General features: G+C 59.9%; 24 protein-coding genes and 1 pseudogene. 13 read left to right on the top strand and 12 right to left on the bottom strand.

The window, feature by feature from the left end; all coding sequences use genetic code 11:
* Positions 1-13: 13 nt before the first annotated feature.
* The 3 genes from LB559_RS05070 to LB559_RS05060 are packed head-to-tail and all read right to left on the bottom strand — an operon-like array spanning position 14 to position 1,560.
* The gene (locus tag LB559_RS05070) at positions 14-424 is read right to left on the bottom strand and encodes an HI0074 family nucleotidyltransferase substrate-binding subunit (protein ID WP_224673183.1); all 411 of its coding nucleotides are present in this window, start codon (positions 422-424) and stop codon (positions 14-16) included.
* Positions 399-719, bottom strand: a complete 321-nt coding sequence (locus LB559_RS33070) for a nucleotidyltransferase domain-containing protein (protein WP_224673177.1) — start codon at positions 717-719, stop codon at positions 399-401. The genes LB559_RS05070 and LB559_RS33070 overlap by 26 nt, the downstream gene beginning before the upstream one ends.
* Positions 700-1,560, bottom strand: a complete 861-nt coding sequence (locus LB559_RS05060; RefSeq protein ID WP_224673176.1) for an ADP-ribosyltransferase domain-containing protein — start codon at positions 1,558-1,560, stop codon at positions 700-702. The genes LB559_RS33070 and LB559_RS05060 overlap by 20 nt, the downstream gene beginning before the upstream one ends.
* Positions 1,561-1,894: 334 nt before the next feature.
* On the opposite strand from LB559_RS05060, the gene LB559_RS05055 reads away from it, so the two are divergent.
* Positions 1,895-3,328 (top strand): helix-turn-helix domain-containing protein, encoded by a 1,434-nt coding sequence (locus LB559_RS05055; protein WP_224673636.1) that lies wholly within the window; start codon positions 1,895-1,897, stop codon positions 3,326-3,328.
* 228 nt (positions 3,329-3,556) lie between these two features.
* Here LB559_RS05055 and LB559_RS05050 read toward each other — a convergent pair whose 3' ends face one another.
* The 5 genes from LB559_RS05050 to LB559_RS05030 all read right to left on the bottom strand — a co-directional run bounded on the left by LB559_RS05050 (position 3,557) and on the right by LB559_RS05030 (position 10,981).
* Positions 3,557-4,348 carry a hypothetical protein gene (locus tag LB559_RS05050; RefSeq protein ID WP_224673175.1) on the bottom strand — a complete coding sequence of 264 codons (792 nt, stop codon included), beginning with the start codon at positions 4,346-4,348 and terminating at the stop codon, positions 3,557-3,559.
* A gap of 511 nt (positions 4,349-4,859) precedes the next feature.
* On the bottom strand, positions 4,860-5,342 hold the full coding sequence (greA, locus tag LB559_RS05045) for a transcription elongation factor GreA (RefSeq protein ID WP_224673174.1): 483 nt from the start codon (positions 5,340-5,342) through the stop codon (positions 4,860-4,862).
* A 179-nt stretch (positions 5,343-5,521) separates the two neighbouring features.
* Positions 5,522-8,785, bottom strand: coding sequence for an error-prone DNA polymerase (locus LB559_RS05040; protein ID WP_224673173.1), 3,264 nt, complete (start codon positions 8,783-8,785; stop codon positions 5,522-5,524).
* Complete coding sequence (locus LB559_RS05035; protein ID WP_224673172.1) at positions 8,782-10,305, bottom strand: DUF6504 family protein; 1,524 nt, start codon at positions 10,303-10,305, stop codon at positions 8,782-8,784. The genes LB559_RS05040 and LB559_RS05035 overlap by 4 nt, the downstream gene beginning before the upstream one ends.
* Complete coding sequence (locus tag LB559_RS05030; RefSeq protein WP_224673635.1) at positions 10,217-10,981, bottom strand: ImuA family protein; 765 nt, start codon at positions 10,979-10,981, stop codon at positions 10,217-10,219. The genes LB559_RS05035 and LB559_RS05030 overlap by 89 nt, the downstream gene beginning before the upstream one ends.
* A gap of 527 nt (positions 10,982-11,508) precedes the next feature.
* Between LB559_RS05030 and LB559_RS05025 the strand changes: the two genes are divergently transcribed.
* From LB559_RS05025 to LB559_RS05010, 4 genes are all read left to right on the top strand, one after another.
* Positions 11,509-12,264, top strand: coding sequence for a hypothetical protein (locus LB559_RS05025; RefSeq protein ID WP_224673171.1), 756 nt, complete (start codon positions 11,509-11,511; stop codon positions 12,262-12,264).
* Between the two features lie 112 nt (positions 12,265-12,376).
* A complete protein-coding gene (locus tag LB559_RS05020) occupies positions 12,377-12,574 on the top strand; it encodes a hypothetical protein (RefSeq protein ID WP_224673170.1) in 198 nt (65 codons plus the stop codon).
* Entirely contained in the window at positions 12,575-12,835 is a 261-nt protein-coding gene (locus LB559_RS05015; protein ID WP_224673169.1) for a hypothetical protein, read from the top strand.
* Between the two features lie 3 nt (positions 12,836-12,838).
* On the top strand, positions 12,839-13,090 hold the full coding sequence (locus LB559_RS05010) for a hypothetical protein (protein WP_224673168.1): 252 nt from the start codon (positions 12,839-12,841) through the stop codon (positions 13,088-13,090).
* A gap of 8 nt (positions 13,091-13,098) precedes the next feature.
* On the opposite strand, the gene LB559_RS05005 is transcribed toward LB559_RS05010, so the two are convergent.
* Positions 13,099-13,239 (bottom strand): hypothetical protein, encoded by a 141-nt coding sequence (locus LB559_RS05005; RefSeq protein ID WP_224673167.1) that lies wholly within the window; start codon positions 13,237-13,239, stop codon positions 13,099-13,101.
* A 73-nt stretch (positions 13,240-13,312) separates the two neighbouring features.
* Entirely contained in the window at positions 13,313-13,579 is a 267-nt protein-coding gene (locus LB559_RS05000) for a DUF982 domain-containing protein (protein ID WP_224673166.1), read from the bottom strand.
* A gap of 382 nt (positions 13,580-13,961) precedes the next feature.
* On the opposite strand from LB559_RS05000, the pseudogene LB559_RS04995 reads away from it, so the two are divergent.
* From LB559_RS04995 to LB559_RS04980, 4 genes and pseudogenes are all read left to right on the top strand, one after another.
* Positions 13,962-14,213, top strand: a pseudogene (locus LB559_RS04995) (TIGR01457 family HAD-type hydrolase); the annotation flags it as partial.
* Positions 14,214-14,223: 10 nt separating this feature from the next.
* Positions 14,224-14,724 (top strand): HAD-IIA family hydrolase, encoded by a 501-nt coding sequence (locus tag LB559_RS04990; protein ID WP_224673165.1) that lies wholly within the window; start codon positions 14,224-14,226, stop codon positions 14,722-14,724.
* Positions 14,725-15,768: 1,044 nt separating this feature from the next.
* Positions 15,769-17,241 carry a protein adenylyltransferase SelO gene (locus LB559_RS04985; RefSeq protein WP_224673164.1) on the top strand — a complete coding sequence of 491 codons (1,473 nt, stop codon included), beginning with the start codon at positions 15,769-15,771 and terminating at the stop codon, positions 17,239-17,241.
* 326 nt (positions 17,242-17,567) lie between these two features.
* Complete coding sequence (locus LB559_RS04980) at positions 17,568-18,080, top strand: ferritin-like domain-containing protein (protein ID WP_024504610.1); 513 nt, start codon at positions 17,568-17,570, stop codon at positions 18,078-18,080.
* A 607-nt stretch (positions 18,081-18,687) separates the two neighbouring features.
* On the opposite strand, the gene LB559_RS04975 is transcribed toward LB559_RS04980, so the two are convergent.
* Positions 18,688-18,993 (bottom strand): hypothetical protein, encoded by a 306-nt coding sequence (locus LB559_RS04975; RefSeq protein WP_224673163.1) that lies wholly within the window; start codon positions 18,991-18,993, stop codon positions 18,688-18,690.
* On the bottom strand, positions 18,947-19,216 hold the full coding sequence (locus LB559_RS32985; protein WP_318014152.1) for an enolase C-terminal domain-like protein: 270 nt from the start codon (positions 19,214-19,216) through the stop codon (positions 18,947-18,949). The genes LB559_RS04975 and LB559_RS32985 overlap by 47 nt, the downstream gene beginning before the upstream one ends.
* 411 nt (positions 19,217-19,627) lie before the next feature.
* Here LB559_RS32985 and LB559_RS04965 point away from each other — a divergent pair, with 411 nt between their 5' ends.
* Genes LB559_RS04965 through LB559_RS04950 form a run of 4 tightly spaced genes read left to right on the top strand, consistent with a single transcriptional unit; the run spans position 19,628 to position 23,589 of the window.
* On the top strand, positions 19,628-20,332 hold the full coding sequence (locus LB559_RS04965; RefSeq protein ID WP_224673162.1) for a heme-binding protein: 705 nt from the start codon (positions 19,628-19,630) through the stop codon (positions 20,330-20,332).
* Positions 20,329-22,209, top strand: coding sequence for a methanol/ethanol family PQQ-dependent dehydrogenase (locus LB559_RS04960; RefSeq protein WP_224673161.1), 1,881 nt, complete (start codon positions 20,329-20,331; stop codon positions 22,207-22,209). Before LB559_RS04965 ends, LB559_RS04960 begins: the two co-directional genes overlap by 4 nt.
* The gene (locus LB559_RS04955; RefSeq protein ID WP_224673160.1) at positions 22,190-23,059 is read left to right on the top strand and encodes a substrate-binding domain-containing protein; all 870 of its coding nucleotides are present in this window, start codon (positions 22,190-22,192) and stop codon (positions 23,057-23,059) included. The genes LB559_RS04960 and LB559_RS04955 overlap by 20 nt, the downstream gene beginning before the upstream one ends.
* Entirely contained in the window at positions 23,056-23,589 is a 534-nt protein-coding gene (locus tag LB559_RS04950) for a c-type cytochrome (protein ID WP_224673159.1), read from the top strand. The genes LB559_RS04955 and LB559_RS04950 overlap by 4 nt, the downstream gene beginning before the upstream one ends.
* The last annotated feature ends 8 nt before the right edge of the window (positions 23,590-23,597 follow it).

Below are 23,597 nucleotides of genomic sequence, written 5' to 3'. Positions count from 1 at the left end.
GATCCGAGTGCTTCTACCTCGGCTTCAAGGCACTGTACTTCGACTGTAGAAGGTCGTTTGTCGCCCTTAAAAGCGGTGCGACTTTTGCGATGTCGTCGTAATTGTCCTCAGCTAGTTCTTCGGCGAGATACTCGTGTGATGTGGTATTTCTGTTCTGGACCATGTCCAGCCAGATCCCTTCATCATGCAGCCATCCCAAACTGAAGGCGCGCGTCAAGCTCTCCCGCGGCGTTTTTGCGGCAACGCCCTCGTAAGCGAGCGCACGGCTTAGAGTCTTCCACATCAATTCGATGGTCATCTCGAAACGATGGATCGTGCCCTCGAATACCAACTCACGGTCACGTGGGACGGCCAGTGCACGCTCCAAGTTTGATACGACCCTTTCGAGGTTCGACAAACTATCTAAGAGCTTTCTCTCGGTCATGGATTACGATCCCCTGTTTCATTACCCGTTCGCGCAGCGTAGCGGGCATCTTCTCAAGATGAGACACGGCAATGCGGAAGAGGGAGGGCGCGCGTTCGATCTCATCTCTGAGAATAGCTATCTCCCCCCTTGATAGACTTGGTCCAGAGATAGCTAGGTCCACATCAGATCGGGGATCGTGGTCGCCAACAGCCCTTGAGCCGAATAGAATCACCTGCTCAATTTTGTCGCATCTCCTCAGCGCCTCCAAAGCGCAAGCGACACTCTCTGGTATGTTAAAATGATCCTCGGCCACGAATCCTCCCGGCTGAACGCAGCAGTGTAGCGTCACAAATGTAGAAGGCCAGCTTCCAACCGGGGTGGTTCAATGCGTCGCCACTGTTCAGTAGAAATCCACCGTCTCCAGTTTTTACATGCGATCTCCCTTTTGCCGAACCTACGCTCAAGACGCGATAGGTACACGCGATAGGAAAAATCACTTCAAACTCGTCTGGAAAAACCGAATCCTCTGAGACATCGTAGGGGTTCCGTTTTCCGTACAAAGCGTGCGAGCCACTGGGCTTTATCTCGAACAGCACGTTGCCATCAAATTCCGTCGCAACGTCAAGATCGGGAGTGGCCGATATAAATGATGCCCATTCAAACAGGAGATCCGGGGTGTAAGTAGCTAAGTGGGCTTCGCTTATCAGCGCGCCGCGAAAAACCGGCCCTTCAATAGCTCTCTTTTGTCGTAGCGCGGCATTAAGTTGCAGAATCCAAGGAGCGAATGGGGACGAATGGAGCGCACCGCCGTCATGTGCGGTCCTCAGGAGCCCGTTTATTTGTTCGTAGAGGGTCGTGTCAGCCGTGTATTGAGATATGATTGCACGGTTCAAACTGGCGTCATCGGTACAGGCCAAAACTTGCTTTGCGAACTCGGCGTTTCCCGATGCGGCTAGACCATTGGAAATTTGTACGATTAGCTTTGGAAGGTCGTTCGGCGACGCCGCATAGTCTGGTGGGTCAGCATACCAACCCCAAAATGACCGGAGATGCGCTGTCCAATGTTGAAACGGTACTGCCTCAACATTGCGCGGCACGATGAAGTTCTCATACTCGTGATTTACGCCCAAGGCCGACATCGTTTTCAGCGGCAAAGGCAATGCCGCCCCGCTTAGTCTCCGCCTTCGAGCCACTTACACCTCCGTCATAATCAGGCAGTCGACGCTACTTGGCTAACAATGAAAATGCCAGTATTCGCCTCCCTCGATCCCAGTGAGACCGCCGGCCGGACAATTGCGGGACGCCGATTGGATCTGAGATCCGCTGCTCTGATGCCGAAGCTGCACCTTCTGTTGGTTCGATGCGGTATGCGCGCCAACGCAGAGGTGGCAAAGACCTGATTGATCAGGTGCGGCGAGATCGGCGCCACGTCCTTGTATGAGGCAGGCGATTTTGTGTTCCAAAGATTGCGATATGCTAACGTTGGACATGCCTTCGAAGAAGACTACTAAGACAGTAACCGCGGATACCGCCTCGCTCCTGCAGGAAGGAGAAGGTGATCGCGCGGACTTTAAGCGCGGCCCTGACGGCGTGTCTGCTGAGGATCTAGTCGCGTTCGCCAACGCGGGTGGCGGAGCCATTCTTGCTGGCGTCGATGAACGGACCGGGGATGGAGGCGCACAGGTCGGCATCGTGGTGGGATGCGATGTTGGCGATGGAACGATACTTCAGATCGCCAACAAAGCTCTGGGATGCATCCCACCGGTCGCGATCAATGTCAGCATCGAAAGTGACGACGGCACGTCGTTTCTGCGGATCGATGTCCCGAGCAGCGCCACGAAGCCGCATTACACCCCCAAGGGCATCTACTGTACGCGTGATGGTCGACGTATTCGCGCGCTGCATCCAACCGAGCTTCTGAAAATCTTTCTCGAAAGCGAAGCGCGCGCATTTGCCGAGCGGTTTGAGGCGGCAGCAGGCCGCATGACGAAAGAACTCCGTCAGCTCGAATCTTCTTTGGATGCCAGCATCCAGAGCATGGCCGATCAACTCGGCTGGGCCGACAGCAAGCTTGGCGATACGGAAGGCGCCCTCGGTACCATCCAAGCTTACGTCACCCGCATCAACTCAGAAACCAATGATGTTGCTTCGAGACTTCGAACGATTTTCCGTCAGGACAAGCGCGACGATCCGGTCACGGAGCGTGAGCGAACCAAGCTTCGTGACGAGCTGGTCGACCAACTTCTGGACGATAGAAAACTTCTGGACTCCATCGCAAAAGGCACCGCCAACTTCACGATCAGCGCAAAGGGTAAGGCCGCAGAAGAGCTGACCAAGGAAGATCTCCAATCGATTTTCGAAGACGCGCTGAAGATCGTGGTCGACAAGGTCGAGAAGGAAAAATACTCGGTTCAGATCAAGAAGCCTGGCGACTTTACCGAGAACGAACTCAACGATTTCGCGGTCCTCGTCAAGAAGGGGGGCGAAGTCGCGGATGGCATCGAGGCTCGCCTCAAGACGGCCGATGTCCTGGGCTTCATCCGATACGACAAGGCAATCGTCGGAGTCGGGGCACTTAAGAAGCCGGCTGCCGCCTACCGGAACGGTGTTTTTCAGAAGGCGCAGGCTACAGCCAATCCAGGCGACTTCACGCGATGGCTCTTCGTCGAGCAAAAGCATCGTGGAAAGCAGACCCGAGACTTGATCGCGGGCTTGCTGGATGCGGCGCGAGCCAAGCTCGTTTATGCGACGACCCGCAAGGCCAACGAAAAATTACAACGCATCCTCAAGCATCATCGCTTCTTCCAGAACGGCGCCGCGTACCCCTCGACCGAAAACCCCGGCGAGGAAATTATCCTCCTGACACAGAGCTCCAGGCCGTCTATCTCAAAGGAAAAAGAAGGCACAAGTCGACCTCAATAGCATCCCGAGCCGGATCGTGGTGTACGTCAACAATCAGAAGGCTGACGCAAATGCCTGGCCCCTGGTCCCGAAGCCCTGCCATTCCGGCGGAGCTTTCCGCTGTCGGGGAAGGAACTCAGTTGCCAAGCGTTCGTGCTCAATCGCCGCAACGGCGTCCAAATGGCGCGTAGTGATAGGTTCTTTGTGGTGATTACAGAGGCGCAAGACGCGAGCAAAAAAATTACTCGCCTAGCTTCTTCGCCTGTCGGCGATAATCGTAAGCAGGTAATCAACATCAATGACGTGGACATGCTTCCTTCCGGCGCGGACTACGATCCCGTCTAGGACGACTGCATGGCTCCCGACTTCACCGATCATGGAGAACACTGCTCCGCCGCTATAGCCGTCTGCAACTGGTCGCCCCCGTGCGTTCACGTATCTGCGGTAATATGAGGCGTTCGACTTGAATGAGTAGTCAAAGTCACAATCTGATATCGCGCGTTTGATGTTGATATCGCCCGGCCGCAATGGCTCGAAGTTCTCATGATAGGCGTCGATGACACCATCGAGGGATGGGTTACCCACCAAGAACGATTTGATCCTCTCTCCCCTCCACAACGGCTCCAGCGGAAAGAAATACGGCTGGTCTTGGTGTTTAGTTTTCCAGTCAGCCGCCGTCTCGAACAGGAGAAGGTCATGATACTCCTCGTCGGGGTTACCAGTCTCGAATATGCAGTGCTGTAGCAGGATGTTGGACAGGACTCCTTTGCCGCTTGCGACACGAGCCGTTTCAAGAACTTCTTTCGCCACCTCGCTTCCACGCGGCAAGTCGAATTGGTGCCGCGTCATGACAACGAAATTTGTCCCGCCGTGCTCGATCAATGTCGCCGTCCCTCTGCGAGCTAGAGGCAGCGACCGGTCGCTCATCTCGATCAGGACCATGCGACAGGACTGCGTGATCGTTTCGAACACGTCGCCGGGTCTGAGATACCGCCTGCCAACCTTGACAGTATTAAAGCTAGGTAGATCGCGGAGAAGCATTTCTAATCATAGCCCCGGTTTCTTCTGCCCAGCATGTTACGCCTGCGAAATGGCCGGAGCCAGTGACGACTGGAAGGTGCCTAGACGGCCGCATGGTGCCGTTGCACAGGCTCCAATATCATCGAATGGTCCGGACGGCATCCAGGGCCAGTTAGATTAGGGAATTCGTTTAAACGATATCTGGCGAAGGCGAAGGACTGGACCGCCATTTCCCCTGATTTGTTAGTGGATTTGGCGCGACTAGCCAATGTGGTTGCCACAACCGTTGCCCTCGATCAATGATCTATGAATGCTCGCTCCCAAGGGCGGCTTGCGCATAGAAACCCTCAGATAGCGGACGTTCCGCTCTCAGCCATCAATCGCCCTGGGTTGCCGCCTGGCGACCTCCACGTTGCGGCGACGGTATAACTCGCTGCGCACCCGAAGGTGTATCAACCGTCAGAGTGGCGGTTGACCGTGAAGAGGTCACAAAACATCTGCAATTCGGTCGTGCGCCTTCCCCGATGTCAAACTAAGAAATGGACAGGATCTCGAGCTCGCGCTCTCCGAACCGGACAACATCGCCAACGGTTTTGCCAATCAGCGCGATGGCGACCGGTGAACCATGCGATATGGAAGCTTGAGACGGGTTGGCTTCGTCCTCACCGACGATGTGGAAGGTCTGAGTGCGGCCATCGTCGCGCTCGAAGGTAACGGTGTGACCGAAGGTGATCACTTCGTTGGACGTCGGCACCGACATAGGCCGAGCCGTACGGACGCGCTCGGCATAGTATCGCATGTCTCGAATCGGAACGGCCGATTGCCGTCGCTTCTCGTTGACATCTTCCAGCGCGCTAGCGGCCTCGAAAGACTGCTGAGCGCGAGTCAATTCATCCTGCAGCATCTTGAAACCCGCCTCAGTGACGAGGTTGATGCGATCGGAGATAGGGCGGGCCGGCAAGATTGTTTCCGACGCCGTCTCGGCGCTTTCCTCCTTGGCAAATGCTACGCTCAATTGTTCGGGTCTCCTATCAAACGCTGTTGGATGGCGATGGCGTCATCATGCCCAGGGTCGCAGTCCAGGATGATCTTTGGTCGGCCGAGCCCGTTGGAACAAGAGACTTCCGCGCCTGCGCCGTCAAGGTTCTGGTATTCAACCTAGCCAGAGCCACTCCACCGATTTTCCGCCCAGGACTATTTGAAATCCCGTGTCTTCACCTTGATCTGGTCGATGTGCAGATAGGGATCGATGATGTTCCGCGGCCGCGGTCCCTTCGGCACGCGCGGGTCGGGCGCCGGACTGCCATGATGAAACTCATCGCCGCGGCCACGCGGCAGCGGAAAGGCAGTATCGCGATCGCCAACGCTGGCTAGATCGGCTGAGAGATCGCTCAGCCGGTGCGCCACCAGATGGACCACATCGCCTTCCCTCTGGATGCGCCCATAGACGCCAATCATGCCGGCGCCGAGCACGACCCTGCGATATTTTTCGAAGACCTTCACCCACACGACCAGATTGGCAATGCCCGTCTCATCCTCTATCGTGATGAACATCACCCCTTTGGCTGAGCCCGGCCGTTGACGAACCAGCACGAGGCCCGCTGCCTCGAGCCACTGCCCGTCGCGCGCCTGCATGGCTTCGCGGCAAGAAACGATGCGCTTGCGCCGCAGATCGGCACGTAGGAAAGAGACGGGGTGGTCGCGCAGGGTCAGCCCGACATGCCCATAATCTTCGACGACCTCGCCGCCGGCCGTCATGGCACGCAACGTGACCCTGGGCTCCAAGATCTCTGACACCGTCCGTTGTTCGCGAGCCGAGGCCGCCGCAAACAGCGGCAGCGGCTCGTCGCGCAGCGCCTTGATCGCCCACAAGGCCTCACGCCTCGCCAGCGACAGTGAAGGCTGAAACGCGTCGGCCTGGGCGAGTTCAACCAGCGAGGCGGCGGGAACACCGGCTCGACGCCAGAGGTCGTCTACCGACCCAAAGGGTTGATCGGCTCTTGTGGTGATGATGGTGGCCGCATCGACATTGGCCAAGCCGCGGACCATTCGCAGGCCAAGCCGAACGGCAAACCGATCGTCGTGCTCGGTGGGCTCCAGCGTACAATCCCAACGTGAAGCGTTTACACAGACCGGGCGCACCTCGACACCGTGGTCGCGGGCATCACGAACGATCTGGGCCGGGGCGTAGAATCCCATCGGCTGCGCGTTTAGGAGGGCGGCGCAGAAGACGTCGGGGTGATGACATTTCATCCACGAGGAGGCGTAGGCGATGAGCGCGAAGCTCGCAGCATGGCTCTCGGGAAAACCATAGCTGCCGAAGCCCTCCAGTTGCTTGAAGGTGTTTTCGGCGAATTCGCGCTCATAGCCGTTCTTCACCATGCCGCCGATCAGCTTGGCGCCGAAGCTGGAGACGCCGCCGGTATGTTTGAAGGTCGCCATGGCGCGGCGCAGCTGATCGGCCTCACCCGGCGTGAAGCCGGCGCATTCGATCGCCACCCGCATCGCCTGTTCCTGAAACAGCGGCACGCCCAGTGTTTTTCCGAGCACCTTCTCCAGTTCAGGCTTGGGATAGACAACCTCTTCCTTGCCTTCGCGTCGACGCAGATACGGATGCACCATGTCACCCTGGATTGGTCCCGGTCGAACGATCGCGACCTCAATGACCAGGTCATAGAAAGTTCGCGGTTTGATGCGGGGCAGCATCGACATCTGGGCGCGAGACTCAATCTGGAAGGTGCCGAGCGTATCGGCCTTGCGGATCATCGCGTAGGTGCGCGGATCCTCGGCCGGGATCGTGGCAAGATCGAGCGTGACGCCCTTGTGTTGCGAGAGCAGATCGAAGCCGCGCTTCATGCAGGACAGCATGCCGAGCGCCAGCACGTCGACCTTCATGAACTTCAACGCGTCGATGTCGTCCTTATCCCATTCGATGACCTGACGATCCTTCATCGCTGCGGGCTCGATCGGCACGAGATCGTCCAGCCGGTCGCGGGTCAGCACAAAACCGCCGGGGTGCTGTGACAGATGGCGCGGGGCGCCGATCAGCTGCCTGGCGAGGTCGAGTGCCAGGCGCAGGCGGCGGTCGCCGAGATTGAGGTTCAGCTCCTCTGCATGTTTTGGCTGAACACCTTCCTCTGACCAGCCCCACACCTGCGACGACAGCATCTTCATGAGGTCTTCGGGCAAGCCCAGCGCCTTACCAACGTCACGCAAGGCGCCTTTCGAGCGATAGCGGATGACGGTCGAGCACAGCGCGGCATGTTCACGGCCATAGGTGTCGAACACCCATTGCATGACGATTTCACGCCGTTCGTGCTCGAAATCGACATCGATGTCAGGCGGCTCACGCCGCTCCTCCGAGACAAAGCGCTCGAACAGAAGGTCGTTGCGATCGGGGTCGATCGAGGTGATGCCAAGCACATAGCAGACGGCGCTGTTGGCGGCCGACCCCCTGCCCTGGCACAGAATGTCCTGACTGCGGGCAAAGCGAACGATCGCATTGACCGTCAGAAAATACGGCGCGTATTGCAGCTTGTCGATGAGCTGCAACTCATGCTTGAGCGTGCCGACAACCTTGTCCGGCACGCCTTCGGGGAAACGCTCCGTGGCGCCCTCCCATGTCAGTTTCTCCAGCGCCTGCTGCGGCGTCAGTTCCGGCAGCAGTCGCTCCTCGGGATATTGATAGGCAAGCTCGTCCAGTGAGAACCGGCAGCGGTCGGCGATCTCGACCGTCCGGGCGATCGCTTCGGGGTAGCGGCCGAACAGCCGTGCCATTTCATCGGGCGGCTTCAGGTAGCGGTCGGCATGCCGCTCGCGCCGAAACCCGGCGTCATCGATCGTGACATTATGCCGGATGCAGGTGACGACATCCTGCAGGATGCGCCGCGACGGTTCATGGAACAGGACATCGTTGGTGACCACCGTTGGCACGCCGGCCTGTCCAGCGAGGTTGGACAGATCGTGTAGCCGCAGCGCATCATTGGGACGGCGGCGCAGCGTCAGCGCCATATAGGCGCGACCGTCAAATGCCTCGCGAAGCCGCCGCAACCAAAGTGAGCATGTATCGTCGGCCTGGTCGGGCACGAACACCGCAACGAGGCCCTCGCCATAGGCGACGAGGTCGGCCCAGTGCAGCACGCACTTCGCCTTGCCGCCGCGTCCCTTGCCCAGCGACAGCAAGCGGCATAATCGGGAGTAGGATGCGCGCTCGGTCGGATAGACCAGGACCGAAATCTCTTCCACCAGATCCAGTCGGCAGCCGACGATCAGCCTGACACCTGTCGCCTTCGCCGCCTCATTCGCGCGGACAATGCCAGCCAGGCTGTTGCGATCGCAGATGGCAAGTGCGGGCATGTCCACAAGTGCGGCCTGCGCAAACAATTCCTCGCAGGAACTGGCGCCGCGCAAAAAGGAAAAATGCGAGGTGCATTGCAGTTCGACGTAGGTCGCAGTCATCCGAAGATGCCGTGCAGGAACCAGCGATGCGAACCGGTCGCGGCATCCTCGCCGTCGCCCGCGCGATAGATCCAGAACCGCTCGCCGGCTTCGTCCTCGACCTGGAAATAGTCGCGCACGGCGGCAAGCTCGGCGTCGCGCTTCCACCACTCGCCGAACACCCGCTCAGGGCCATCGGCGCGCTTCACCTTTCGACGGATACCTCTCCAAGTAAAGCTCGCCGGCGGATGATCGGGCAGGAGCGCTATCGCCTCGATCAGCTCCGGCATGGCAAACAGACGAGCCGGACGCGGCCAATGGTCTGGCCATGCCTCGCCGGTCTCAACGGACGCGGGCGCTACACGCCGGAACGATCGCTCGGGCACGTCGCTGGCCACCGGGGTAAACCGATAGAGCTTTTCCTCACCGACACGATTTCCGAGGATGTCGATCAAGTCCGAGATATCCGCATCCCGTTGCTCGATGAGCGACGAAATGGTCTGCGTGGGTGTCAGTGGTTCGGCCACAGGTGCGGACAAGCGCATCAACTCGATGCCGAAGCCCGGATCGACCGTCTCGATCTTGTCGCAGATGAGCCGCGTCAGGCGCTTCACGTCACGGACCGGCAAGGCCGTGCCGACGCGGATGGCTTCGATACGGTTGTCGACGCGGTAAAGCAGCAGGTCGAGCCGCCGGGCACCCAGACCCTTCGTCTCCAGCTCTACACACAGCGCTTGAACAAGCTTGCCAGTGTAGCGGGCGATCGTCTCGGCCGCACCGATGGGTTCGCCAAACGCACGTTTTACCTCGACCACATCCGCCGGCCGGACCGGCTCTATCGGTTCGGCAAGGCGTCCAGCCGCCTGGTCAAGGCGGCGACCGAGTTCCGGCCCGAAGCGCAGCGTCAGTGGCGCTCGCGGCTGCTTCAGAAGCTCCCCTACCCTGTCGAAGCCCAAAACCCGCAGACCGCCAACGATCGCATCGGGCAATCGCAGCGCCGCGATGGGCAGAGGGAGGATCGCATCATAGGCTGCGTTGACGGCGACCACGCTGATGGTCTGATTGACGTATCGCGCAACGGCGTGAGCGGTACCCCAGCTATCGGCTATCGCGGCCCGCGCCGAAAAGCTGACTTGGTTGAGACGGTCGACCATATCGGCCAGCATCAACTGTTCGCCGCCATGAAGGTGATCGGCGCCCGTGGTATCCATGACCAATCCGTCCGGAGGATCCACAGCGACGATCGGCGCGTATCGCCGTAATGCCCATAGCGCCAGCCGCTCCAATGCCTCACCGTCTGCCTCGGGTTCGGCATCCATGACCGCCAGCCCCTGAACGAGCGCCTGTGCTTTCGTCGCCGGCATTCCCACCCGCAGGCCCGCTTCCACAGCCGCGCGATCTGTTGCTACCACCAAGCGACGGTTGCCTTGCTGCCCGACCAGCACCAAGGGTCTATCCGGTGGCGGCGAGACGTCGCCCAATTTCCTTCTGAGCCGGTCGGTCGACCAGCTTGGAAGGAAGAGCGAGACGACCCTTTGCATCACAAGCCTCCACTTCGATATCGAGCGTTTCCCCTCCACGTGATCGGATCAATTCAAGTTGCCATCGTGCCCGGCCGACGCCTGGCACGGGCAGCGGTCGCGACGGCAGCACGGAAACGCGCCAGCGCGTGACCGAAGCCGTCGGCTGCCCGAAATCGGCAGCTTCGGTCTGGCGGCGCCAGCGGCGGATGGCGATGCCCATCGCGCCGGAGCCTTCCGATGCAAGCTGCAAACGTCGCGAGGCCGTCATCGAGAGCCGGGCAACTTCGGCAACCACAGCCCCAAGCCCCACATGCCGCAAACCTTCCTCGAAGCAGGCGAGCAAGGCTTTGTCGTCACCGGCTTCGACATAGATCACCCGGTCGGGGTGAAGTCCGACCTGGGCGATTGCCGGCGCAAACAGATCCTGGCGCGTCACGCACCACAGCACCTTGCCTTGCGTTCTGGCCGCAATGCCCGCCGCAAAAAGCGACGCGGCGGCGCCATCGATTGCTCCATTGCCGCCGCCGGCAACTTCATGGAGAGCGCCAAGTGCCACACCGCCGCCTGGCAGATGACTGTCGATAGAGGAGATACCGAAGGGGAGCACCGCTCTTTCACGCGTATTGCCGCCTTCGAGACGCGCAATGCGATCTCGCAGATCGGAAATGGCAGCGTTTGGCGCCGATGCACTCATCTGTCCTCTGAACGCGAAATGCTGTGATATGTTCCTCATTTGTTCTCTTCCTAATGAAGAGTCAATGGCATGGTGCGGTGGCGCTGCGGAAGAAATGTTTGGCGCGACCGCTGCCTCGTGACGAAGGCCACGATGCCGCGCTGGACGTCGCGCCGGCGACTGCCGGCGCCTAAAGGAAAAACGGCGCATAAACCGCAGTCCTGCGCGCGTCCGCAAATGCGGACATTGTCGCGCGCAGGACGGAGGAAATTCGCCCCCGCCGCGGGCGGTTAACAGGACAGCCGTAGGAGCGTCAGCATAGCGCCGGCCGCAGGACGGGACGCGGGACCGACTGTCCCCGTCCGCGGCGGTCCGCATCTTGATCGGCGATGGAAGCAGTTGCCTTGGAAACGGGATGATGCGCCGATCATTGTCCAATGGGTTATCGCGTTGAAAAAACAGACCTTATTCTTCTATCGGCAACAGCCTATTGACTCCAATGTTCTTATTTTGTTCACTGTCGACACGATTGGCACAGGAGGCGAACCATGGAACTTCGCTTGAACATTGAAGGTGCAACGCCCGAAGAACTGGCACGCGGTGTCGCGGCAGCCGAAGCAGTCTTCGCGCGAGCCGGCATAACGCCCTTGCAAGGCGCGGAAGGTTTGTTCGCGTTGGAGGGGTGGGAAATCAAAGGCTTTCCGGAAGACGACAAACCTACCGAGGATGAGGACCGAGCGGCCATAATCTGGGAAGAAGCCGACGAAGCTGCGACAATTGCATGTTGTGCGGACTGGCCGGAGGACACGATTCCGCACCATCAGATCATGGAACTGATCGACGTTCCCCGAACGAGATTGCAAGCCGAGGCGCTTCCGGACACGTGGCCGGCGCGCAAGCAGCTCTATCCTGACGTCGTCAAACGGCTTGAGGTTACTGCTGGCCCGGACCGCCAGATCGATTTCGATATTGCCTTCGTTCTGGGTTGGGTCCCCGAGCGGCCGACGCTGGATCGGGTCGAGCCGCTATCGGAAGACGGCGATCGTATCCCCTTCTTCACCAGCGACCTTGCCCAGGTTGAGGAAATGGCCCGCAAGGCGCTCAAGGACTGGACGATCGAGATTGACCGGGATCCCTATGATGCCCGCGTTTTCGACCCTGCAGCCGCCGATGACGGTGACGAATTGCGCATGGCGGCGTGGCGCGATTTCGACGGCTCGCTGCTTATGGAGAAGCCGCCTGCAAATCCTGCAATCGCACTGACCCTGGCGATGATGCGCGGCCAGTCGATGCATTTCGAATAAGGCTGAACGGATCACAAGGCCGCCATCGTCGATCGATCGTACTTGGCCACTCCAGGTCGCAAGCCAGATGGCCAAAAGCCTGACAAGCCCACACCCATGCGAGGAGAGAATCATGTCAGAAAAACCACCCTATATGCCGACCGGCATTGGAATGGGCATGATAAGCGACGACGAGGCCAAGGTCGGCGTTCTGATATTTGAAACCGCGGAAGGTAACTTCGACTTCGCCGTTAATCTGCAGGCAGTCGATGTCCTCACCAAGGCAATCAATAAGATCGAGATGCATCTCCGCTCCGGCAGGACGCACTGAGTGTCCAACGATGTCCCAGATCAGAAAAAGCCGAAGCTGATCGTTGTCGTCGCGTTCGACCGCGGCGAGGATGGCGACCTGTTCACCGCATACGGCCCGACCGACCAGCAAAGCGAGGACCGCGCGATCCGCACGGCAAAGGCGCTGGCTTCAAACCACGTCGGTGTCATAGCATGGAGTCGCGACGCCGACCCGGCGCTTGGCGACTATGGGTTGCCGACAGTGTTGTTCACCAACGGCGAACTGCCGGACATGGAGTGAAGAATGATCAATCCGCCCAGGCACCGGGACGACCATGACTTCGTAGACCGCGCGCTAGACTGCCAGGAGGCTATGGAACCCGGCTTTCAGGCAATCATCGATTGCATGTTGGAAGTGGGCTGGAGCCGGGGTGAGACACTGCGGGCGCTGAAGCCGCTCATTGCCGCCGACAACATGACCCAGAAAGAGAATGCCAAGACGGAAGCCGAGCTCGCGATCGCGCGCGCTATGATACGCGCTGGCAAGCCGCTTTAGGCTGCCGGCTACAGTTTGCTGACCCCGGCTTCATCGACCTCCGCTTCCATCTGATCGCCGACCGGCTCGGCCTTGCCGGCACCATGGATGGACTCGCCATCGAAACCTTGCAACCAGGCGTCGGCATATTCCTTCCAGAATTCAGGCACGACGCGCTCTCTTCCGTCCTTGCGCGCTTGTACCCCATAGAGCCAAGCATATCCGACGCGCTCCTGATCCTTTTTAGCCACGGCCATAGTCGTCCTCGCGCAAGATGTCGGCGTCAGCCGCGGCCTTTACGAATGCCGCCCTTGCCACACTGGCTTCTTTGATCCCGTCCAAGACCGCCAGGCAGGCCCTTCGAGCGGCCACATGGCTTTTTCCCGTCACTGCCGGCCAACGATTGAGAAGCACGTCGGCCGCCTGCGCGACACGCTCAACCTTGTAAATAGTGTCGCCGGACCGGCCTAACGCGACCGAAACGGGCATATCGAAACGCTTGTCTTGCATCATGCCACCCAGAGCTACTCGAACCCGATTCAAGTATCGGCGCGCGATTCAGTTCCGGCTCGTCATTCCGGAATGACGCCCGCGCTGTTGGCGACCGCCGCGACCATGATCGCGAAATACCGACCTTGGCTGCATCCGCCATCGCCCGGTCGGCAATATCTGTCAGCAAGGGAAGGATCAGTTAAGGGACGATCCGGAACGTGCGATGGACCCTTTTGCACGCCGCGACGTCCTAATCACCGCACCACCGATCTCATGCCGTTCCCACACTGCATTCGACGCGTAGAGTGCACGCGTAACCGGCTGGAAAGGGAACAACGCACGTGAATCAGAAGCGACCTCTACCCCGCGTATATCAAAAGACATCAGGGGTTATAGTCGGATGATAGTAGCGCATCTGCTTGACATGGACGGGGTTTTGGTCCGCGGCGGTCAGCCAATTCAAGGCTCGATCGACTATGTCGCGGGGCTGGTCTGCAACGGCAAGCCGTTTCAGATCTTTACCAATAACTCCCGCTTCACGCCGGAAGATCATGCCGAACGTTTGAGGGCGGTTGGCTTCCTTGTTCAGCCTGAGCACATCTACACATCGGCGCTCGCAACTGCGCGATTCGTGGAGCTGCAAAAGCCCGGATCATCCGTGTATGTCATCGGCGACAGTGGACTGGTTGAGGCCCTCCGGCACGCAGGTTGTCGGATCACGCAGTTTGCCCATCCTCGGCGACACCACTTCGTACCACTACGAGCAGATCGCCGCCGGTGCCGAGCTTGTCGCAAAGGGCGCGTGGTTTCTCGCCACCAATCCGGATGCCACCGGCCCGACCGAGCGCGGGTTCCATCCGGCCTGCGGGGCAGTCGCAGCCCTGATTGAAAAGGCTACCGGCCGTCAGCCCTATTTCATCGGCAAACCGAACTCATTCATGATGCGAAGCGCGCTCGACCGCCTGGGAGTTAGTGCAGCCGACACGATCATGGTCGGAGACAGAATGGATACGGACGTTGTCGCCGGACTGGAATCGGGTCTGAAGACAGCCCTTGTTCTTACTGGGGTGAGCACGCGGGCTGACATGGAGCGATTTCCATTCAGACCGGACCACGTGATCGACCGCCTCGCCGATCTTGGCGAGATCCTCAAAAAGGAATGAACATGTGGAAATGACGCGCACTGGTGCCTACCCGGTCGGTCGCAATCTCTTTGTGGGCTTCCGTTGTCCCGGACCCGTCGAGCGCACCCGACAGGATTCGAACCGGTGACCTCTGCCCTCGGACGGCATCGGCTAATCTCTGTCCCCAAATTGGAAAGTTTTGGACTAAGCCGCGTGCCTCCGATAGCAGAAGAAGGCCTCTTTGATAGTGGGTGTTGCGATGTAGCGGTCTACCGACTCGAACCCCATAAATGCTTGGATCAAGGTTGCACCACAGCGGATCCAAAACACCCCGACCTCCTCCAGAAGCGCCCGCATCTCGACGGGAGCCGCAAGACAGAAAGTTCGAAAAGCTTCTAGGAAACCCAAGCAGACTGAACGGCGCTGCGGACAATGAGGGCCTTCCACCAGGGAAGGCTTCGGTTCGGGCCCGCCATGCTCTCCTCGAACGTAGCGGCTATGACGCCAAGGATGGCATTTAAAGGACCCCCTTAGGGTGATTGTGTCCAATGGCGCGCGATCGCTTGGATCAAAAACGCGGGAACGCGACCGTATCTTCTTTGATCTCGCCTGATGACATGCCCGTACGGATCCGCCCGGCGAGCGTATGGGTTGCGGCCAGCGTACCGTCGGGGCATCATCATAAAACTGACGTCCGCGCCATTCGGGAGGCGCCCCAGCTGCAACGTAGTCTCGACAGTTTTTCCTTCGCCTGCGGCCTAGTACGGCCATGAGGGTGACCGACAACATCGTCGTCATGGACAAAGGGCAGAATGGATCCACAAGGCCTATCGGTGGTCGAGACAGCAGAAGGGATCAGCTTGCCTGTCGCCTTTTTCGCACGGTAGCCCCGAAACGCGACGTAGGCGGGTAGTTCAAGCTTATCCGGTGCCGGCCTGATGGATCCGAATGGTACCAGCGAGATTGTGTCCTATATGACAAGTGAAGACAGTCTCCTCGAGACGGGAGCTGTTGGGTCCTTCCCGTCGGAGCCAGATTGTCATGACGGTACCTGCGACCGCCGAATAAACCCAGGGCATTCAGATGCGGCTTCCCGCCCTCAACAACAGCTATGCGCAATTGCCCGAGCGCTTCTTCGCGCCCACAGATCCGAAGCCGGTGTCCGAACCGCGGCTGATCCGATTCAACCGGCCACTTGCGGAGGAACTCGGGCTCGATGCCGACCAGCTTACCAGCCCGGATGGATTGGATATGCTCTCTGGCCATAGATTTCCGGAAGGCTTGCAGGCAATCGCCCTGGCCTATGCAGGTCACCAGTTCGGAAACTTCGTGCCTCAGCTCGGCGACGGGCGCGCTCTGCTGCTTGGCGAGGTGGTGGACGTTAACGACAGTCGCCGTGACATCCAGTTGAAGGGATCGGGACCGACGCGGTTCTCGCGCAATGGCGACGGCCGCGCAGCCGTCGGCCCGGTTCTGCGCGAGTATGTCGTCAGCGAAGCAATGGCCGCGCTGGGCATTCCGACGACGCGAGCCTTGGCGGCTGTGCTCACCGGGGACCCGGTCTATCGCGAGGTCCGGCTGCCCGGCGCTGTCCTTACAAGAGTGGCGGCCAGCCATATCCGGATAGGCACCTTCCAATATTTCGCTGCGCGCCACGATACCGGAGGCCTCAAGATCCTCGCCGACTATGCCATTGAACGCCACTTCCCGCAGCTGGTCGGGCAAGCGCGTCCGTACCGAGCTTTGCTTGAGGCCGTTGTCGCTGCACAGGCCGATCTGGTGGCGCGCTGGATGCTGGTCGGCTTCATCCATGGCGTCATGAACACCGACAACATGACGATCTCGGGCGAGACGATCGACTATGGCCCATGCGCCTTCATGGACGCCTACGACCCGAGCGCGGTGTTCAGTTCGATCGACCGTGTCGGCCGCTATGCCTATGCCAACCAGCCTCATGTGGCGACATGGAATCTTGCACGCTTTGCCGAGACTCTGCTGCCGCTCATGAGCACGGACGAGAGTGAAGCCGTCTCTGAAGCCGAAGAGGTGCTTGGGTCTTTCCAGTCCTCATATGAGACTGTGTTGCAGCGCGGCTTCCGCAGAAAACTCGGATTGCTGACCGAGGCGGAAGGCGACTTGCAGCTCGCGGCTGATTTTCTGGATGTATTAGCTCGCGGCGAAGCCGACTTTACGCTCGCCTTCCGGCGTCTGGGCGACGACCTCGCCGCCCCGGACGATCAGGGCGGGGCGCGGCAGTTGTTTGAGGATCCAGGCGCATTCGATGTTTGGTCGGCGCGCTGGCGCGAGCGCATCGCAAGCGATGCTGCCGACGCGGCCGCGCGCCGGGCGGTCATGGATGCCGTCAATCCCAAATTCATCCCTCGCAACCATCGCATCGAGGCTATGATCCAGGCGGCGCTGGGCGGGGACTTCACACCTTTCGAGGAGATTCTGAGGGTCATCAGCCGGCCCTTCGATGAGCAGCCGGACATGGAACGCTATGCTGACCCGCCACGCCCGGATGAACGCGTCCTACAGACATTCTGCGGCACATGAGACATTGAATGATGGCCGGTTAACATGTGCAAATGCGGAAGACCCTTCGCAAGCTACCGTCGTGAGTAGTCGGAAGCGTCTGATCTATGACGATTATGGACTCACGGAAGCTTGTCGATCACCCGTGCCGATGCTTCCACCGTTGCAGCCAGGACTACCTGAGCGTCGGGCGGCGGGTGCTGGGAGACAGATCTTGAGCGTCAAGGCTCCGCAATAAATTGGTCGCGTTCAATTTCACTGCAATCAGAGAACACCCTCCGGAACCAGTTGCCCCGCATCGAGTTGCTATTCCGCCTCGCTTTTGAGGGCGAACGGGAGAACACAGGATGGCACCCACTAAGAAGGCATCACCGAAGGGCCTGAACGAACTTTTCCACGACACGTTGAAGGACATCTATTTCGCCGAAAAGAAGATCGTTGCGACGCTGCCGAAAATGGCAAAGGCCGCTCAAAGCCCAGATTTGAAGGCGGCGTTCGAAAAGCACCGCGAGGAAACGAAAGAACACGTTGCCCGGCTCGAACAGGTTTTCGAAGTGATCGGCAAGAAGCCGCAGGGAAAGACGTGTGCGGCTATTGTGGGCATCACCGATGAAGGTGCCGAGATCATGGAGGAATATAAGGGCACACCTGCCCTGGACGCTGGCCTGCTGGCTGCGGCCCAGGCTGTGGAGCACTACGAAATCTCACGCTATGGCACACTGAAGACCTGGGCCTCCGAACTCGGGCTGGATGAAGCTGTTTCGCTCCTCAATTTAACCGTTGGAGAGGAAAAGGCGACCGACGAGGCGCTGACACAACTCGCTGAATCGGCTGTCAACATGGCTGCCGAAAACGTGTAGTAGCCCCACCAGGCGAAGACTGGCCCGTCGCTACGCGAATCTCACGGGAGGTATCAATGGGATATCTAGGTACGCTCGTTTCAAGACTACTCGGCAAGAAGCCCGGCCCCGCTGGCAACGGCGATATGCGCAAGTCGACTGGCGCGGGTCCTGCAATAGCAGCGCATTCGAAAGACGCGAAGACAACGGCGCCGACCGGCCAGAACCGATCGGCGGCAGCAAAAGAAAAATGACCGACGCCGTAGGAGCGTAGTCACTGGACAGCCAACAATGCGCCCATTTCCGGTCAACCCTTTGAAGCAGGCGGTTCGGTCCTGTCCAGACTGACCCCGTCAGGTTGACTCGCAAGGCTTGCAACCAGTAAAATAACAGTGTCATCAGTACAAACATCGACAAACGGTCTAAATTGTTAATGGAACGTATGTTATATTTCCTTCCTCTCTAATTCGACCGATGCGCAATATTATGCCCTACAGAAGACCCACTGAATGAATTACGCAGGTCCAAAGGATCGTAATTAAACCTCTAATAGGCCATTCCAGATTTCGAATGCAGTTCAGCTCGGGAACGAGGGTGGCAAAACCCAATCCCGGAGGCGCCTGGACCTTTAGACCAATGCTATCGGTAGGTAGCGGATGATGATCTCGTCCTGCCGGAAACGGCGCTCCAACTCCGCTCGGCGCCTTCGCCAATCGGGCAGATCGACTTCTTCCGTCATCACCTCGAAGATGACAATCTCGTCCATGTCGGACTCTTTTCCCTCCCTCCATACCCCTTCCGCGGGCGTCCGAAAATACGCGGTGACACCGTTGAACGTATTGGCGAGTTCGTCCTTCACACGATCGAAGTCTTCCTTGGCGAAGGGCTCACCCGCGTTGTCGGAACGAGGAAGCAGGATCTGGACAAGGTGCATGCGGCCGCCTCCAAGCTCTTCCAACGGCGGCGACCGGCATCATGTTCCATCGGCTGACGCTGCGGGCAAAGGCGCAAATGTGAACCAGGCTGACAGGAAGTTCCTGCATTCCGTGACTCCAGATGGGAATCCTGGCCTTGCGTGAAAGTGCTGCCACCCGCAGCCAGCCCGTGACACCGCCGCAGTTGGAGGCGTCTGGTTGGATGTAGGCGAGCCTCGACAAAGCAAAGGCGTGCCCGAGTCCTCAAGACATGCAGGTTTTCTCCCATTGCCAGAGGCCTACAGGCCTGCAGGTGCCTTGGCGATGCTGGCGCAGCGTTCATAGGTGCCGGCACAATGGTAACACGATCTCGGCCGCGGATATTGCGCCAGCGACACGGACAGACGGCAACCTTGCATCGGCGCACGCGGCTGCGCAATTTTTTGCAAAAGCAGGAACATAGCTGCATCGCCCAAGTTAAATAGCGACGGCATTGGACCACGGACTCATTTTCGCATTTTCCAGGCTGCCAGAATGCTCCGGGGTTCTTTGATGCTCGAACGAATGGGCAGGACAATGTATCGCTGTCGGCGTTTGCTATCAGCCTTTGCTCTGGTGTTGTTGACGAGTGGCCTGTTCCCACAGGGCCCAGCCATGGCACAGGCGCACTGCCCGGCCGACCACGATAAGCTGCTCGCCGCACTCAAGGCCAATGTGAAAGCAAGCGGCGGACCTGCCAACGGAGGCTTTGAGACGAACGAATGGGCCGCTGTCGTTGCTCGCGACGGCGCGGTGTGCGCGATCGCTTTCAGCGGTCCCACCGCCGATTCGCAATGGCCAGGCAGTCGCCTCGTCGCGGCGGAGAAGGCCAATACAGCCAATGGGCTCAGCCTGGCGCAAATGGCCCTATCGACGGCCAATCTCTACGCGGGGACGCAGCCGGGCGGGCCGCTTTTCGGCTTGCAGGAGACCAACCCGGTCAACCAGGCCGCAGCCTACGCGGGCGATCCCAAAACGTTTGGAAGTGCCAGCGATCCTCTCGTCGGCAAGCCAATCGGAGGCGTCGTCGTGTTTGGCGGCGGGCTTGCCCTCTATGACGGCAAGAGCATCGTCGGAGGCCTCGGGGTCTCAGGAGATTCCTCATGCGCCGATCACAATGTCGCCTGGCGTGTTCGCGCGGCGCTTGGCCTCGACAAGGTTCCCGCCGGGGTCAATCCCAATCTCAAGGACGCCATCGTCTACGATGTCGATCCCGGCGGCAAAAGCGCCTCGGGCTGGGGCCATCCGCTTTGTGCCGGCACCGAGGCTGACATCGCGGCGGAGCTCGGCGCCGGCGTGGGAGGCTCGATCCACAAATGAAAGGCATGCTGCACCCGCCACCAGCGCGCGTTGACGCAGGACAAGGCGCCCGCGCATTGGCGACCGAGAATTCCTTTCGCACGGGCATACTCTCGGTGATGCTGCTGGCATGCGGCCTGTTTCTGAGCGGTGCCTCGGAGCCCGCATCGGCGGCGGCTATCGCGCCGCCCGCCGCCGCGGCGCCACCCGATGACGGGCAATGGACAATGCCGGCCAAGAACTACGCGTCGACCCGCTTCAGCGAACTCAGCGAGATCAACGAAGGCAACGTCAAGAACCTGCAGGTCGCCTTCACCTTCTCGACCGGCGTAAACAAGGGCCAGGAAGCAGCGCCGCTGGTCGTCGGCAACAACATGTACATCGTCACGCCCTTTCCCAACATCGTCTACGCGCTCGACCTTTCCAGGCCCGGCGCGCCGATGAAGTGGAAGTACGAGCCCAACCCCGAGCCGGCGGCACAAGGAGTGGCCTGCTGCGATGTCGTCAACCGCGGAGCGGCCTTCGCCAACGGACGCATCTTCTTCAACACGCTGGACGGCCACACGATCGCGCTCGATGCCAATACGGGCAAGCCGATCTGGAACACTCATATCGGCAACATCAATATCGGCGAGACCATCACCATGGCTCCGCTGGTGGTGAAGGGCAAAGTTCTGGTCGGCAATTCCGGCGGCGAAATGGGCGTCCGCGGCTGGGTCAAGGCGCTGGATGCCGGAGACGGGCATGTTGTCTGGACGGCTTATGGCACTGGACCCGACAAGGATGTGCTGATCGGCCCGGACTTCAAGCCCCACTACGACATGGACAGGGGCACAGACCTTGGCGTGACGACATGGCCACCGGAAGCCTGGAAGATCGGCGGCGGCAATATGTGGGGCTGGATCTCCTACGATCCGGACTTGAACCTGATCTTTCACGGCACGGGCAATCCAGGACCGTGGAATCCGGATTTGCGGCCAGGCGACAACAAATGGACGTCCGGTATTTTCGCGCGTGACGCCGATACCGGAGCGGCGAAGTGGTTCTATCAGTGGAGCCCGCATGACCTCCATGACTATGACGGCATCAACGAGCAGATCCTTCTGGACATGACCTGGCAAGGCAAGCCGCGCAAGGTCCTTGTCCGACCGGAACGCAACGGCTACCTCTATATCCTCGATCGGACCACTGGAGAGGTGCTATCGGCCACAGCCTATGGCCCGGTCAATTCCAGCAAAGGCGTCGATCTGAAGACCGGCCGCCTGATTGCAAACCCTGACAAGAGAACCGGCACCGGCAAGGTGGTCCGAGACATTTGTCCGACGGCATCCGGCCTCAAGGACTGGCAGCCATCGGCGTTTTCGCCGAGGACCGGCCTGCTCTACATCCCCCACAACAATCTCTGCATGGATGAAGAAGGCGTCGAGGTAAACTACATCGCAGGCACGCCCTATGTCGGCATGAACGTACGCATGATCCCCGGGCCGGGCGGCAATCGTGGTGCTTTTACCGCCTGGGATGTTTCCGCCGCCAAGCCGGCCTGGGTCCTGAAGGAGAACTTTCCGGTATGGAGCGGCACCGTCGTCACTGCCGGCGATGTCGTCTTTTACGGGACCATGGAAGGCTGGTTCAAGGCGGTCAGCGCCAGGACTGGCGATCTGCTTTGGCAGTTCAAGACGTCGTCCGGCATCATCGGCCAGCCAATAACCTATCGCGGCCCCGATGGGCACCAGTATGTCGCAATTCTGTCAGGCGTCGGTGGCTGGGCCGGCGCCATCGTTTCGGGCGACTTAGACCCACGCGATGCCACCGCGGCACTTGGCTTCGTCAACGCGATGAAGGATCTGAAGAACGCTACCACGGCGGGAGGCACGCTTTATGTGTTCCGGCTGCCTTGATGGATTGAACTTGACCGTACGTCCGGCGCGAAAGGCGTTCCAACGGGTGGCGATCGGCATGGCCGGGCTCGCCTTGTTGCTCTTTCCGGCTGTTGCCAACGCACGTGAATTGAGAGTGTGCGCCGACCCGAACAACATGCCGTTTTCCAATGCGGCCGGTCAAGGCTTCGAGAACAGGATCGCGGAAATTGTCGCCACTGATCTTGGCGCCAAGCTGACGTATACCTGGTGGGCGCAGCGCCGTGGCTTCATCCGCAACACGCTGAAGGCAGGCCTTTGCGATCTCGTGCCCGGCACGCCTGCCAATCTCGAAATGCTGCGCACCACCACGCCTTACTACCGTTCGTCCTATGTCTTCGTGACCCGCCAGGACGGCCCGGACGTGACGTCCTTCAACGACCCGCGGTTGCAAGAATTGCGCATCGGTGTTCAGCTCATCGGCGACGATGGCGCCAACTCGCCGCCTGTCCAGGCGCTTGGCCGCCGCGGCATTGTCGGGCACCTCATCGGCTACCCCGTCTATGGCGACTACTCTGCTCCCAACCCGCCGGCGCGCATCGTCGAAGCTGTCGCGAACGGCGAGATCGACCTTGCCGTGGTCTGGGGTCCGCTCGCCGGCTATTTCGCGCAGAGGCAAAAGGTGCCGCTCCGGATCACGCCGGTCACGCCTCGCGTCGATGGACCGCAACTGCCGCTGATGTACGACATCTCAATGGGTGTTCGACGCGAGGACGATGCGCTGCGTGGCGATGTGAATAGCGCGCTTGCCCGACACAAGGCCGAGATCGACGCGGTTCTGGCGCGATACGGCGTACCGCGTCTGGACATGGCCGGGAGACCGGCCCGATGAGGCGCGCTCTGGCGATGTTGCTGCCCTTGACACTGGCCCTGGTCGCCTGCCAGCGCGAGGAGCGCGACACGCGACCGCAATCGGCGCTCGGCTCAGGTGAGCAGCCGACGCCTGTGACCACGTTGGAGCCGGGCGGACAGCGACCCTCCCCCACCGACAACAAGGCGGCGAGCTTCGAGGCCAACGCCTTCCACATGAGCGAGGGCAAACGCCTGTTCGGCTGGTTCAACTGCTCGGGCTGCCATGCCAATGGCGGTGGCGGCATGGGTCCGGCGCTCATGGACGAGAAGTGGATCTACGGCAGCTCGATGGAAAGCATCCACGCCACGATCCGCGACGGCAGGCCCAACGGGATGCCAAGCTTCGGCCAGAAGATACCCGACGACCAGATATGGGAGCTGGCGGCCTTCGTGCACGCACTGGGCGGCAACGCGCCGTCTTCCGCCGCGCCGCAACGCAATGACGACATGATGGTGCATCCCTCGGAAAACCGCCTGCCGGATGCCGCGACACTGGGCAAATCACCGTGAAGCGCCCG

It is taken from the genome of Mesorhizobium sp. BR1-1-3 (assembly GCF_020165455.1).
GTDB lineage: Bacteria > Pseudomonadota > Alphaproteobacteria > Rhizobiales > Rhizobiaceae > Mesorhizobium > Mesorhizobium ciceri.
The sequence above is the reverse complement of the archived record's forward strand: the minus strand, read 5'-3'. Positions and strand labels throughout refer to the sequence as shown.

Coding starts and splice junctions, on each gene's coding strand:
- LB559_RS05070 (WP_224673183.1), bottom strand. CDS start 424: ATGACCGAGAGAAAGCTCTTAGATAGTTTGTCGAACCTCGAAAGGGTC.
- LB559_RS05055 (WP_224673636.1), top strand. CDS start 1,895: ATGCCTTCGAAGAAGACTACTAAGACAGTAACCGCGGATACCGCCTCG.
- LB559_RS05050 (WP_224673175.1), bottom strand. CDS start 4,348: ATGCTTCTCCGCGATCTACCTAGCTTTAATACTGTCAAGGTTGGCAGG.
- LB559_RS05040 (WP_224673173.1), bottom strand. CDS start 8,785: ATGACTGCGACCTACGTCGAACTGCAATGCACCTCGCATTTTTCCTTT.
- LB559_RS05035 (WP_224673172.1), bottom strand. CDS start 10,305: ATGCAAAGGGTCGTCTCGCTCTTCCTTCCAAGCTGGTCGACCGACCGG.
- LB559_RS05030 (WP_224673635.1), bottom strand. CDS start 10,981: ATGAGTGCATCGGCGCCAAACGCTGCCATTTCCGATCTGCGAGATCGC.
- LB559_RS05025 (WP_224673171.1), top strand. CDS start 11,509: ATGGAACTTCGCTTGAACATTGAAGGTGCAACGCCCGAAGAACTGGCA.
- LB559_RS05020 (WP_224673170.1), top strand. CDS start 12,377: ATGTCAGAAAAACCACCCTATATGCCGACCGGCATTGGAATGGGCATG.
- LB559_RS05010 (WP_224673168.1), top strand. CDS start 12,839: ATGATCAATCCGCCCAGGCACCGGGACGACCATGACTTCGTAGACCGC.
- LB559_RS05000 (WP_224673166.1), bottom strand. CDS start 13,579: ATGCAAGACAAGCGTTTCGATATGCCCGTTTCGGTCGCGTTAGGCCGG.
- LB559_RS04990 (WP_224673165.1), top strand. CDS start 14,224: ATGTCATCGGCGACAGTGGACTGGTTGAGGCCCTCCGGCACGCAGGTT.
- LB559_RS04985 (WP_224673164.1), top strand. CDS start 15,769: ATGCGGCTTCCCGCCCTCAACAACAGCTATGCGCAATTGCCCGAGCGC.
- LB559_RS04980 (WP_024504610.1), top strand. CDS start 17,568: ATGGCACCCACTAAGAAGGCATCACCGAAGGGCCTGAACGAACTTTTC.
- LB559_RS04975 (WP_224673163.1), bottom strand. CDS start 18,993: ATGCACCTTGTCCAGATCCTGCTTCCTCGTTCCGACAACGCGGGTGAG.
- LB559_RS04965 (WP_224673162.1), top strand. CDS start 19,628: ATGGCACAGGCGCACTGCCCGGCCGACCACGATAAGCTGCTCGCCGCA.
- LB559_RS04960 (WP_224673161.1), top strand. CDS start 20,329: ATGAAAGGCATGCTGCACCCGCCACCAGCGCGCGTTGACGCAGGACAA.
- LB559_RS04955 (WP_224673160.1), top strand. CDS start 22,190: ATGTGTTCCGGCTGCCTTGATGGATTGAACTTGACCGTACGTCCGGCG.
- LB559_RS04950 (WP_224673159.1), top strand. CDS start 23,056: ATGAGGCGCGCTCTGGCGATGTTGCTGCCCTTGACACTGGCCCTGGTC.